Here is a 12,995-nt window from a genome sequence, read left to right as displayed (position 1 = left end):
TCGTATTTATTCACCGGATTTGCATGAAGAATATAGGAGGATAGATATAAAAAATATGTTGGTGTGGGATGACGCCTATCCATGTTTGACGACATAACTCATGAAGTAATCCATGTTCCACAAGTCTTCGTGACCAAGTCTCACGCCAGATGGAATGTTCACTGTTGATCCAGGAGTCTTTCCACTACACCATGTAGATAAAGGCTCGCTCATGAGACAATATCCAGTTAATGGTCCTGTGAATGGATCGAATTCAGAAGCTATCGGATATGGTTTGACCCCTATCTGACCGCCCCAGTTTATATTGATGGAGATTACATTCTCATACTTATGGGTCTCTGAGGAGAATTGTAATGGTATGACTGCGAATGCTCCTCTCATCTGCCAGTATCTTCTCATCACCAAGTCATAAACGCTGATGCGTTCACCAGTCAGCTTGTCGGTTACCATTATATTCTTCAGTATTGGCTCGTAGCGTGGATTAATCATTACTGGCCTACCATCATCACCGATGTCGGCGCCTAAGTCGACTGCTCCGGAGCTGAGAAGATACCAGTAATCAACTTTATCTAAGTTATAAGGAGTGAGCACTCCGGCCTTGACCTTCACGAGAATATCAGCGTATATAACCTCCCATCTCACCAACTGGCCGCTGACCGTGTAAGTGGGACCGAACTTGAGCATTGGACCGTAGTGACTGAAAACATGAACACCGTTTTGTTCTCCATATTCTATCACAGCACTCGAGTCCTCTGTGAAGGCTAAAACATCGACGTTGAACTGAGTCTTCAACGTATCCGATGCTTGTCTGGCCTTTGTTGGATCATACCAGCTACCTATTTCAATCACGTGAACCGTGATATTCTTTCCAAGGGCATCGCCAACTTCTCTCGCTCCAATCGCGAACGCGTTGATGTGTCTCACAACCTCCGGGATTAGGTACGCGGCTACATATCCGATTTGCCCTGTTTGAGTGAGAGCGCCTGCCATTAGCCCATTAAGATAATATACTTCATACAGGTCCGCGAAATAGGTCCCAACGTTAGGGGCTCTCCTATAACCAGAGCAATGGAAGAACAAGACGTTTGGATGTTTTTTAGCAGCCTCTATAGTGGCATCCATGAAGTCGAATGATGTGGTGAAGATGACATTGTATCCTTTAGATACAAGGTCGTCCACGGTTGAGACAATTTTATCGGGAGTCACGCTCTCAACGTACGTAGTCTCCAACCAATCGCTGAATAATGTTTGCACATATTTTCTTCCAATATCATGCATGTAAGTCCAGCCAGCGTCTCCGACGGGTCCGACGTATATGAACGCTGCCTTAACTTTCTCTGGGGGAGTATATTGTTGGACGGGTGCTCCTGTCTGTTGGCCCGCGATGTAACCTATTGCCCCCGATATTATTATTAATACAATGAAGACCGCTATAAGGATACTAGTTTTCATATGCTCACCATTAAGTATATTTTTACTGCCCACAAAAATATAAATGTTTTTATATGATCAGTATCAGGCTTAATCGACATAATCTTATAAGTTCCTGCCCTCATCGGTTTTAACGGTGCTTAATTTGGCGAGTGACAGGGTTTCGGTAATACTTCCCACCTACAATGAGGCAGAGAACATTTCGATTCTTATCCCTGAGATTGCGAAAGTACTCGCAAACATCGGCTCCTTCGAGATAATTGTAGTCGATGATAATAGCACCGATGGAACTGGGGAAGTTGCTAAAAAACTGTCAGCCAAATATCCAATTAAACTTATTACTCGTCCAGGAAAAATGGGCTTGACCTCGGCGATTCATACAGGGATATTACATGCGGAGGGAGACGTCATAATCGTTATGGATGCTGATTTACAACATCCCCCATCTACTATCCTGCACCTCCTAAAAAGGGCGCGTGATTGCGATATTGTAATTGCTTCGAGATATGTTGAAGGAGGCAAGGTAATAGGCTTTCCATTGATCAGGAGAATCACTTCGATTGGAGCCATCCTTCTATCTCGACTCCTCATCAAACAAGCCCGCGGAATCAAGGATCCCGTAAGCGGCTTCTTCCTAGTGAAGAAAAAAATAGTTGAACAATGGAAACCGGTTGAACCGCGAGGGTATAAAGCGCTAGTTGAAATCTTAACTTTTGCGAATAAAGCTGTGATTTGTGAAGAACCTTATGAGTTTAAATCAAGAAGTAAAGGAACCTCCAAGCTCGATTCGAAAACTATACTCTATTTTGCAAGACTAATCTTCAAGTTAAACCCCTTGGGTATGATATTTCTTGTCGCTATATCGCTTGCAATTCTCGTTTACATAGTATTAGCTTTTATTTAAGCAATACATATTTTAAAGCTTGAATGCCCCTTATGATGGATAGTGTTTTAACGGTGATGGTTAGTGAGTAGTGATGGCTGGCAACTAGAAGGGAGATACCAGTTTCAAAAAGTAGAGGAATCTGTTTTAAATTTCTGGAATGAGAAGTCTATTTACAAAATCCTAAAAGCGAAAAATTCCAACAAAGTGAAACTGTTCAATTTTATTGATGGACCACCATACCCGTCAGGTGAAATACCACATATTGGTACTGCATGGAATAAGTCTCTAAAGGATTCTATATTGAGATTTAGGCGAATGCAGGGTTTCCGAGTCTATGACCAACCTGGTTATGACTGTCATGGATTGCCGATAGAAGTTAAGGTTGAACAAAAACTAGGCTTAAGGGTCAAAAGAGAGATAGAGGAAAAGATCGGGGTCGACAGATTCATAAATGAATGCAAGAATTTGGCTCTAACCAATGCCCAAGCCATGACAAAATGGTTTATCGATCTCGGAGTTTTCATGGATTGGGAAAATCCCTATCTAACATTACGAGACGAATACATCGAAGCCTCGTGGTGGCTTGTCAAGAAGGCGGATGAAAAAGGATTACTTGACAGAGAGGCTAGGATTGTCCACTGGTGTCCTAGATGTTCTACAACGCTTGCAGAATACGAGATCGAGTACAAGGAACTTGAGGACCCAAGCATTTACGTAAAATTCCCCGTAGTAGGTGAGGAGAAAACATTCCTCGTTATCTGGACGACTACTCCATGGACTATTCCCTCGAACACTTTTGTAATGATACATCCTGATGCTGATTATGTTAAAATAAAGGTTGGAGATGAAAATTTGATTTTAGCTGAGGCTAGGTTGCAGGCTTTTCTAGAAGATACAGGTATCGAAAAATATGAAGTAGTCGCGAGAATAAAGGGGAAGGATCTTCTGGGAGTTAAATACACTCATCCGTTGAAGGATGTTGTTCCTATTCAAACTGAGCTTGAGAAATACCACACTGTTCTGCCGGCTCCCGAGTTTGTTACCATGTACGAAGGAACAGGTCTCGTTCACTCGGCACCGGGCCACGGTTTCGAAGACTACATTGTAGCCATGAGGAATGGAGTAAGCCTGATTGCAAGCCCCGTTGACGATGAGGGAAAGTTTACATCTGAGGCCGGAAAATATGCAGGGCTCTACGTCCGAGAGGCTAATACAGTAATCATAGAGGATTTAGAGAAAAAGAACGCCATCCTGAGCAAGAAGTCAATAAGACATAAGTACCCAGTCTGCTGGAGATGTAAAACCCCTGTCTTCCTAAGGGCTACTCAACAATGGGTAATCAAAGTATCAAAGTTAAAAGATAAGCTCCTTGAAGAAGTCAAAAAAGTAAATTGGATACCAGAGTGGGCCCTTGATAGGATCAATGGAATGATAGTGAACCTACAGGACTGGGTGATATCGAGACAAAGGTATTGGGGAACTCCTCTCCCTATATGGATTTGTCCCAACGGTCACAAAGTAGTGATTGGAAGTATTGACGAAATATTTGCCTTAGGAGGACACCGTCCCAAGGAGCTTCACAAGCCATGGATTGATGAAGTCACTTTAAAGTGTCCAAAGTGTGGAAGGGAAATGAAGAGAGTACCAGATGTTATGGATGTATGGTTCGACAGTGGTGTATGCTTCTATGCAGCAAAAGGACATCCAGGTAAGGAGGATCTTGGAGATGTTAGGCTAGATCTCATCATAGAGGGCCACGATCAAACTCGAGGATGGTTCTTCTCCCTCCTTAGGGCAGGGATACTCGGGTTTGATGAGGCACCTTATAGAAACGTGCTGGTTCACGGCTTCATGTTAGATGAGCAAGGAAGAGAAATGCACAAGAGTTTGGGAAACTATGTTGGAACCAACGAGGCAATCGAAAAAGTTGGGCGAGACCCGCTAAGACTCTGGCTCCTCTCGAACACAACATGGGAGGATGCCAGGTTTTCATGGAGAAGCATTGAGGAAGTCGCCAGAGACCTATCGATCATATGGAATATTTACGTCTTCGCTAAAACATACATGGATCTTGACAAATACAATCCAGAACAGAATGATATTAAACAGTACTTAGATGCGTTGAGATTCGAGGACAAATGGATTCTCAGCAGAGTCAACACGTTAATAAAAGAAGTAACAAGCCACCTTGAGGAATACGAAGTCCACGCTGCTGTTAGGCTTCTCCGCGAGTTTGCTATTGAAGACTTAAGCCACTGGTATATAAGATTGATAAGGTCTAGAGTCTGGGTAGAAGAGAACACGAGAGACAAGTTGGCAGCATATACAGTTTTATATTATGTTCTCGAAAAACTAGCGAGAATGCTTGCCCCCTTTGTGCCCTTCATAACCGAGTATATTTATCAGTCAATGTTTAAACAAGTCTGGAAGGAAGAGAGTATTCATTTACTCGAGTGGCCAAAAGCGGATGAAACATTCATAGATACCAAATCTGAAGAGACTATGAATATTATCAAGAAAATCTTTGAAACGGCTGCTACAGCTAGGATGAAAGCGGGGTTGAAGCTAAGACAACCTGTTAAAAAACTAACTGTTTACTCAAACGATTTAAAAATAATTGAAACCGTTGCCGAAAATAGCGAATTGATTAAACTAATCACCAATACTAAAGGAGTTGATGCCAAACCCGTATCCATGCTGCAGGAGGTTACAAGATACAAGGTAGAGCCAGTATACAGTGTCATCGGTCCTAGGTTCAAGCAGAAGACTAAACAGGTAGTTGATTACATTCTGCATCATCAGGAAGAAATAGCTCGAGACGTACTTAATGGACGCGCTCATGAAGCAATAATACAAGGAGAACAAATAACTATCGACTCGTCTTGTGTGAGAATAATACCCTACTACATTGAAGGTTACTCTGTAGTCGACACTGAATGGGGGAGTATTGGATTGGATACTCGTCTCAGCGAAGAAGAAGTCGCAGAAGGATTAGCAAGGGACTTGGTAAGAAGAATACAAGTTATGAGGAAAATGCTGAATCTCCCTCTTGACGCCAAGATTAAAGTAGTAATAATAACACCAACTGAGAGAGAAAACGCTGTAAAATCCAGAGCAAATTACATAGCAAACGAGACCAGGGCGTGTGAAATAATAATTAGCTCTGAACCAGCTCTTATAAAAGGCTTTATGGGGGATGTCAAAGAATGGGATATCGATGGAGAGACTTACTATATTGGAGTGATGCCAGTATGAGCAATATTAATAAAACCCTTATATCAAAAGCAACTTCAATCTTGAAGAACAGCTATGCGCCTTACAGCAAGATTCACGTGGCAGCGGCCGTGCTAGGGTCCAACGGTAAGATTTACACAGGTGTGAACGTTGAAAACTCGAGCTATGGGTTAACAATTTGTGCAGAACGGGCTGCATTAGTCCAAATGGTGAGTGATGGGGAAACTAAACCGATTAAGATTGCAGTCGTGACGGATTTGCAGGACCCAATTCCCCCATGTGGGGCCTGCAGACAATTCATGGCAGAGTTTAATCCGGATGTCGAACTAATCCTCTATAGTGTAACATCTCGCAAAAAGATCGAAACAAGGTTGTCCAGCATATTCCCAAGCCCTTTCAAACTCTAGGCTTACCCCTTGTGAGCAACTGCTAGAAGGTTTCTCGTCAAACTGGGCTTTAAGGGGTTTTCAACAAAGTTTTCAAGCCTTAAAACACGAAAGCCGATTGATTCAAGATCCTCGATCAACTCTTCCTTAGAATAGAAATGGTAAAATCTCGATCCAAATCTCGATGAAATTAATATTCCATCACAAACCTCCTCCCCCACGGGTATGCGCTGAGGAGACCATGCAGTGAGTATCAATACACCATCAAGTCGCAGACTTCGGTAAATCTCTTTCAGAAAGGTCCTCCTACACTCCTTGGTAGGTATGTGATGGATAGTTGCAAGAGATAAAACAGTATCGATTGAACCATCCCGAACAGGTAAGGATAGCCCATCTCCATTAATTGTTATGAAATTAATCATAGTCTTGAAAATCCCTTCTACGTTCTCGTAAATTGGATCTACGAGGATCACTCTTCCTTGAATTGATCTCCCTCCTACATGATAATAAGCTCGGCCAGCGCCAATATCTAGAACGTCTCCCTTCAGATATTGTTCTAGGGGCAGGTTTCTCCATCCCCACTGTCTATACCTTGGAATATTCTTGAAATACGAGATCGTGTGTTTCAAAGCTTCGTTGCAGATATTCCAACAGTCAACAAACACCATGCCCAATTCCCAAAATTTGTGTCTCACGCGGTAAAAACTGTAAGCCGTCCCGATAATCCTATGGCATGAAAAATTATAGTTTTAATCCATAATATTTTCTCGAAGCTTCTTCAAGATCTTCAATGGTTGGGTTTATTGATGGAGCATCTCCAGCTGTCTTTCTAATGATATCAGGGTCTTTCAACCCATGACCGGTCACCAATACAACGATGGTCTCGTCACGATCAACTCTCCCCTCATCTAGAGCTTTTATCAAGCCCGCTAATCCAGCTGCCCCACTAGGTTCAGCGAATATGCCCTCCAGGCTAGCGAGCAATTTCATTGCTCTTACTATTTCATCATCTGAAACTACGACGCCATAGCCCTTTGTATTGTAAATAGCCTTAAGAGCAGCGTCACCGTCCCATGGAAGCGTGTCCTCGAGCCCTGTGGCTATGGTTTCAGGCGGTCTCTCCCATGGTCTAATATTGAATGGGTCTTGCCTTTCCAACCAAGCTCTAACTAGAGGGTGGTTTCCCTCTGGTTGCACGGCCACCATCTTGGGATATTCTGCCGTAAGACCCACTAGGTTAAAATCTCTGAAGCCGTTGTAGACCCCCGTTAGCAAGCTACCTGCGCCAGTCGGTATGAAAACCTGATCTGGAACCTCCCATCGCAACTGTTCAATAATTTCCATTGATATTGTCTTCGGCCCCTCGATTTGATAAGGGTTGTAAACACCAAAGCTCGGACTGGGGTAGAATCCGTATTTTTCGACAAGTAGCTTCATCATTTTAACTGTTGGATCTTCTGCCTCTGTCCACTTGACTTTGAAAACTTTCGCCCCATAATATAATAGTTGTGCAATTTTTCCATAGCCTGCGAAATCCGGGACGAACGCGTAGATGTCTATCCCTGCCTTAGCCCCGTATGCCGCTAACGATGCCGCGGCGTTTCCACTACTCGCGATCACTGCTTTTTTGAATCCGAAAAACTTAGCCATGGAGATGGAAACGCTCATAGCTCGATCTTTGAAGCTTCCAGTGGGATTTCTTGTCTCGTCTTTTATATAAAGGTTTTTCAATCCTAGGGCCTCTCCGAGCCTCGAAGCCTTCAGAAGTGGTGTACCGCCTTCCCCCAAGGAAACTACGTATTCTTCCCCTGGAACCGGTAGGAACTCAAAATATCTCCACATGTTGAAAGGCCTTTTTGTAAGCCCCTCAACGTCTAAGATATCTCTAATTTTTTCATAATCATAAACTATGTCCAATCTACCTAGGTCATCATTTTCGCAGAGAACAGGTTTAGATTCTAGAAGATACTCCCGCCCACACCTACTACATCTTAGAACCTTGATAAACATGGAATGATCCTCTCTGTTTAGAAAAATGTGGGAAGGGTTTAAATTCCTTCCTTCTCCCAAATAAACCTGACAACTTCATCATGTGTTGGAACACAGTGAGAGCCTAAGCTAGCTATTTTCAACGCTGCCACAGCATTTCCGTACTGAAGGGATTTCCTTAAACTATACCCTCTCAAAACCCCTGTGATGAAACCCGATGCGAAAGCGTCTCCCGCCCCTGTTGTATCGAGAACGTTTTCCACCTTATATGCTGATATATCTTCATCAATTTCTTTTCCATAAGCATAAACCCCCTTTGCCCCCCTTTTAATTATGACAGTTTCAACCCCCTCGGAGGCTATAGCTCGTGCAGCCTCTTTATAGTCTTCTAAACCCGTTAAAAGTCTAGCTTCTTTCTCGTTAACGAATACAATGTTCACTCTAGATACAACCGGCTTCAACTTGTCCAAGCCTTGGGCCGCGAGAACCCTGCCCGGGTCCCATGAGGTTTTTAATCCATATTTTTCGGCCATCCGCAGCGCCTCAATTGTCGTGTCAAGCCTGAGACTAGCTATATGAACCCACCTTGCTCTGGATATGGCGTACTCGCTGAGGTCCGAGGGTTCAAGGGATTCGGCAGCACCCTTGAATCCATACATGGTTATTTCGCCTTTTCGATTGATCGCCACAATGGTGAAGCCGGTCTGGCCAAGGCTTATCCTTAAACCACTTATGTCGACCCCCTCCTTAAGGAGATCGTCCACAACTATTCGTCCAAAGCTGTCGAATCCAACTTTAGCAAGTATTCCGGATTTCAACCCCAATCTTCTGACTCCAATTGCTACGTTAACTGCCGAGCCCCCGCTCCCCCATGACTGCTCCAGTACTTTGCTCTCCTGATCTATACCCGGGAAACTGTCCACAAGTATTCTAATGTCTACAAGGGCATGTCCCACGGTGACTACATCTAGGCTATCCGACAACCACTTTTCACCAGGGTTCAGATGATCTTGAAGGCCTCTTCGGCACTGAAACCTTCATGGACTATTTTCATCACTGCCTTAATAGCCGCCTCAGGCTTCTCATGCATGAAGACATTCCTGCCTACAACAACGCCGTTTGCGCCTGCTTTCATCACGTTCTCGACATCTCTTAGGAATTCTAAGAAACTTCTCCTTGGCGCTCCACCACTCATCAATACGGGGATTCCCGAGGCTGCCTTCACAACATCCTTAAATGTGTCTAGGCTCCCCGTATAATAGGTCTTGATTAAATCTGCACCAACCTCAATCGCCGCCCTTACTCCGTACTTGACTACTTCAACATCATACATGTTTTTGATAGTAGGGCCCCTAGGATACGCAAGCTGTAGACAAGGATACCCGTAGCTTTCAGACTCTTCTTTTATCAAGGACCATTGGGAAACCATCGAGTCTTCATATTGAGACCCCCAGTATATTGTAGCCGCTATTGCGTCAGCGCCCAACGCTACAGCCTCTTCCACAGAACCAATGATACTCTGAATCATTTTTTGATCCTCTGGACGTAGATTCGTTTTTCCAGTTATCTTGACGATAAGGCTTGTCTTACCGATCCATGAGTCGCGAGTGATATAGGCAAGCCCTGGGGTTAACATTATAGCATCTACACCGGAATCGACTATTTTACGTATAAGAGGTCTAGGATCCAGCGTCTCAGGTGTGAAATCGCTTGGACCGTGCTCAATTCCATGGTCAAACGCGAAGACAACAGACTTCCCGTCCGGAAGTATTCTCTTTAGCCTAATCGTTTTTCCAACGCTTTGAAAAGCCATTCCATTACCACCTTGAGAGAATATAATGACTTAGGTCCTATAAATCCGTTAAATAATTCGTATGCTGCTTTTAGATAATGAACAAGGCTTTCAGGATGGAAATCCCGAGATAAGAGACGATGAAAACTATGAATGAAGCTATTACTACTCCTAAGCTGATCCCTAGTATTGCCTTCTTTTTATCCATTCTAAGGAGAAACGCTATTAAGCTACCGGTCCAAGCTCCCGTAACAGGGAGCGGGATTCCTACAAACAATATCAACGAGATGAAAGTTACTTTTTCCATTCGCTGAGCCTTTTTCATGGCTGTCTCGACAATCTTAAAATAAATCCGTCTTATCCTCCGAGGAAATCTATTGCTCATGATAATCCTCTCGACAAGCGCCAAGATGTTCAATGCTATTGGCGCTATTGAAAGGTTCGCCAACACACCTCCTAATATATATATTCCCATGATATGCATGTTTCCATCACCCACTACGAGCGCGTATGGGATAGCGCCTCTTACTTCGCTGATAGGGAGGAAGCCGAGGAGAACGCTTATTAACAGGTGGGTCAATATAGCGTCTGCCATATCAGTTACCTAATCTAACAAGACAGCTTTGTTCAATTTAAAATATTGATTAACTCGTCTCTGGTGCTTCTCTTCCACCACCGTAGAGAGCCTCGTTTATAATCTCCTGTGCACTACTTTGGGCCTTCTTTAAGTCGTCTCCAGACAAGTCATTATATTTCTCTCTTGCAATATAAATTGTGAAAAGCGCGGTCGGTATTAATCCGTACTGCTCGGCAAATCTATCATAGCTCAGCTCTTCTGCATCAAGAACTTTGTTATCCCTTATCTCAACTACATGTATTTTGTTGAGAATTTCTGATCCAGCCGATGGGTAGATGTCGATCTTGTCTATTATAACAATCAAGTCACCCCTGTCGATGCCTTTTGACCTCAACTGATTGGAGATCTCATCCGAAATCTTATCTTTCAAATGTCTTTGAATAGCATCGCCGAATCGCTCTCCGAATAAGTGTTTGGCGTGGTTGAGATTGTATGAGAATCGCCCTATCATCTTCCAAACAGGTTTTCTATGAATGAATATGCTTTCAGCTGCCTTTCTTGCAAACACCTTATCTTCACACTCGTAGTAAGAGGCGTCTTGAAACACTAATGAGTTCAGCATGGCATAAAGGGAGTGATCAGTCAGGAGCGAGTACTTCACGAGGTTTTCAGGACTACTTAACATGTTTTCAATAACCTCAACTATTCGTGTTTTAACACAACTCATCAGGTAGCCGATCGTTTCAATGAAGGCAACATTAGCTGGGTGTAAGTATACGTTTTTATACATTATTATTCTCGCATCGAAAAGCCTCGCTATCTCATCTAATGATTTCCTGGAGACCCCGGGGATGATCGAATCTCCTTTTTCTAGTAAATAAGTGTTCCGAATGATCCAATCATCATTAATCTCTCCGACAGGAACTCCTGTGAAAAAACTGTCTCTTTTCAAGTAGTCCATAATATCGCTGGTGTAGGCATAGTCTCTCACGACAAGTCTGACTATGCTGCTGACCCCTCCAACTGATATAGGGTCATAGAAGTCGAAGTCTTTTAACAACGAACGATTAATGAGATCTGTGAATTCTTTCATCCCTCGAGGAGGCTTCATTCCATCATCAAGCAGTGAAATCAATTTTTCAGGGTTAATACCAAGTGTTTTTTCATATTCTCTTGCATAACCAAGTATTTTATCTCGTAAGAAATCCCTATAGATAAGATAACTGATAACTTCATGGTTGCCTATTCGATATCCAACAAACTCCCTGTTCTTGTACACGTATTTATCGAAGGCGTGACTGAAAGGGCCGTGCCCTAAATCATGCATCAGGCCGAGCAGTCGGGATGCAAATATGATTTCCCTTTGATATTGAACTAATTCCGATCTGAACACGCTATCTAGCGGTAGATGATACGAGGTCTTAAGAAGATGAGAGATGTACCTAAACGAAGAATGCATTACACCAATGCTGTGGGCAAATCTGGTGTGAGTCGCGCTTGGATAAATGAAGTGAGCGGCCTGCAACTGATATATGTATCTTAATCTCTGTAGAGGCCACGAATCAATAACCTTGTCTTCAAATCCTTTCACATAGTCTATGTAACCATAAATGGCGTCCTTGATTTGACCGTTGAAGGGGATAAAGGGCGATGTTGGAGACTCCACTTCTAACTCACCATCAGTGACACGCACGTATATTGGAATATATGCTTCAATCAATCCTATAGACCCATCGTTGATTAATGATCATTGATATTAGTATTTAAAACAAGTATATAAATCTATGTCCTAATTGAAATAACAAAATTTAAATACACATTAATTTAAAATTAACTCCACAATACAAAAGTGGGATATATGAGCATTTATGAAAACTGCTTGAAGGCGATCAATCTAGGCGTTAAATCGGGAATACAGGAGATAAACACACTGCTAGACATATCGGAGGTAATGATAGTAGATAGGGTTAAAGGAGACCTAGAGCATGTGTTAAAAGTGGTTGCTACATCGTCAAAAGATGACTACTTCTATATTGAAATAAGGAACGATTTTTTGAAAGCGAAATGTCTTCTTCTCTTCGAGGAGGGGCGCCTTATAAAAGCTGGATGTGAACCCTTAGAGTCAAACAATGTTATTATACCAGAGGTTTTTTGTTCGAGCCTACATGAATCCCTGATATCCCTATATAAATTGATACTTCCCTCTCTTCAATGGAAGGATGAGATGAATACTGGATATGAACCAATTGACTCCCAGCATAAAGAACTATTGAATATGTGGAATGACTTCATCAAAAAGTTGATGAAAGATCCAAACAATTCTATTGAATTCTTAGAAGCTCTCATAAATAAAATTAACAACCACTTCAGTTTTGAAGAAGAGCTAATGAGGAAAAGCAAGTATCAAGGAATGAAAAAACATGTTAAAGAACATGAAGATTTTAGAAAGATATTAAATCAGCTCCTATTGAGAAGCCATGAGATAGGGGTTCTAGAATCCCTGAGAGAGAGTTTAGGATTAATATACGCATACCTGCATCACTTGATCACGTTTGACAAAGCACTAGCACTCTACATGGCAAAACAATAATCATTACACCTTCACTCGGTCACATCCTGAAAATCCTCATCAAATTATCTACGATATTCATAAATTTACATTATTTTTCGAAAAAAATATATATTTGTCAATTATCAAAA

Annotated in this window: 11 protein-coding genes; 4 read left to right on the top strand and 7 right to left on the bottom strand. The window is 42.5% G+C overall.

Annotated features, from left to right (window positions below):
* Nucleotides 1–75: 75 nt before the first annotated feature.
* The gene (locus tag QXH45_03095; protein MEM2078229.1) at nt 76–1,452 is read right to left on the bottom strand and encodes a BMP family ABC transporter substrate-binding protein; all 1,377 of its coding nucleotides are present in this window, start codon (nt 1,450–1,452) and stop codon (nt 76–78) included.
* Nucleotides 1,453–1,576: 124 nt separating this feature from the next.
* On the opposite strand from QXH45_03095, the gene QXH45_03090 reads away from it, so the two are divergent.
* The 3 genes from QXH45_03090 (at nt 1,577) to QXH45_03080 (ending at nt 5,958) form a co-directional block, all read left to right on the top strand.
* The gene (locus QXH45_03090) at nt 1,577–2,335 is read left to right on the top strand and encodes a polyprenol monophosphomannose synthase (GenBank protein ID MEM2078228.1); all 759 of its coding nucleotides are present in this window, start codon (nt 1,577–1,579) and stop codon (nt 2,333–2,335) included.
* 63 nt (nt 2,336–2,398) lie between these two features.
* Nucleotides 2,399–5,572: an isoleucine--tRNA ligase gene (ileS, locus tag QXH45_03085; GenBank protein MEM2078227.1), complete on the top strand. Its 3,174-nt coding sequence runs from the start codon at nt 2,399–2,401 to the stop codon at nt 5,570–5,572.
* Nucleotides 5,569–5,958, top strand: a complete 390-nt coding sequence (locus QXH45_03080; GenBank protein MEM2078226.1) for a cytidine deaminase — start codon at nt 5,569–5,571, stop codon at nt 5,956–5,958. The genes ileS and QXH45_03080 overlap by 4 nt, the downstream gene beginning before the upstream one ends.
* A 2-nt stretch (nt 5,959–5,960) precedes the next feature.
* On the opposite strand, the gene QXH45_03075 is transcribed toward QXH45_03080, so the two are convergent.
* From QXH45_03075 to QXH45_03050, 6 genes are all read right to left on the bottom strand, one after another.
* Complete coding sequence (locus tag QXH45_03075; protein ID MEM2078225.1) at nt 5,961–6,605, bottom strand: class I SAM-dependent methyltransferase; 645 nt, start codon at nt 6,603–6,605, stop codon at nt 5,961–5,963.
* A gap of 73 nt (nt 6,606–6,678) precedes the next feature.
* Nucleotides 6,679–7,947 carry a threonine synthase gene (locus QXH45_03070; protein ID MEM2078224.1) on the bottom strand — a complete coding sequence of 423 codons (1,269 nt, stop codon included), beginning with the start codon at nt 7,945–7,947 and terminating at the stop codon, nt 6,679–6,681.
* Between the two features lie 38 nt (nt 7,948–7,985).
* A complete protein-coding gene (locus tag QXH45_03065; protein MEM2078223.1) occupies nt 7,986–8,909 on the bottom strand; it encodes a carbohydrate kinase family protein in 924 nt (307 codons plus the stop codon).
* 17 nt (nt 8,910–8,926) lie between these two features.
* A complete protein-coding gene (fba, locus tag QXH45_03060; GenBank protein MEM2078222.1) occupies nt 8,927–9,739 on the bottom strand; it encodes a class I fructose-bisphosphate aldolase in 813 nt (270 codons plus the stop codon).
* 70 nt (nt 9,740–9,809) lie between these two features.
* Entirely contained in the window at nt 9,810–10,313 is a 504-nt protein-coding gene (locus QXH45_03055) for a small multi-drug export protein (GenBank protein MEM2078221.1), read from the bottom strand.
* 49 nt (nt 10,314–10,362) lie between these two features.
* Nucleotides 10,363–11,961 (bottom strand): HD domain-containing protein, encoded by a 1,599-nt coding sequence (locus QXH45_03050; protein MEM2078220.1) that lies wholly within the window; start codon nt 11,959–11,961, stop codon nt 10,363–10,365.
* A gap of 192 nt (nt 11,962–12,153) precedes the next feature.
* Between QXH45_03050 and QXH45_03045 the strand changes: the two genes are divergently transcribed.
* A complete protein-coding gene (locus tag QXH45_03045) occupies nt 12,154–12,885 on the top strand; it encodes a hemerythrin family protein (GenBank protein MEM2078219.1) in 732 nt (243 codons plus the stop codon).
* The last annotated feature ends 110 nt before the right edge of the window (nt 12,886–12,995 follow it).

Source organism: Thermosphaera sp. (genome assembly GCA_038827615.1).
Lineage (GTDB): Archaea > Thermoproteota > Thermoprotei_A > Sulfolobales > Desulfurococcaceae > Thermosphaera.
Note: the sequence above shows the minus strand (reverse complement) of the source record. Positions and strands in the feature narration are given on the sequence as shown.

What these genes read in the sequence shown, in the direction of transcription:
- QXH45_03075 (MEM2078225.1), bottom strand. Translation starts at nt 6,605, where the DNA reads ATGGTGTTTGTTGACTGTTGGAATATCTGCAACGAAGCTTTGAAACAC.
- QXH45_03045 (MEM2078219.1), top strand. Translation starts at nt 12,154, where the DNA reads ATGAGCATTTATGAAAACTGCTTGAAGGCGATCAATCTAGGCGTTAAA.
- QXH45_03055 (MEM2078221.1), bottom strand. Translation starts at nt 10,313, where the DNA reads ATGGCAGACGCTATATTGACCCACCTGTTAATAAGCGTTCTCCTCGGC.
- QXH45_03070 (MEM2078224.1), bottom strand. Translation starts at nt 7,947, where the DNA reads ATGTTTATCAAGGTTCTAAGATGTAGTAGGTGTGGGCGGGAGTATCTT.
- QXH45_03095 (MEM2078229.1), bottom strand. Translation starts at nt 1,452, where the DNA reads ATGAAAACTAGTATCCTTATAGCGGTCTTCATTGTATTAATAATAATA.
- fba (MEM2078222.1), bottom strand. Translation starts at nt 9,739, where the DNA reads ATGGCTTTTCAAAGCGTTGGAAAAACGATTAGGCTAAAGAGAATACTT.
- QXH45_03080 (MEM2078226.1), top strand. Translation starts at nt 5,569, where the DNA reads ATGAGCAATATTAATAAAACCCTTATATCAAAAGCAACTTCAATCTTG.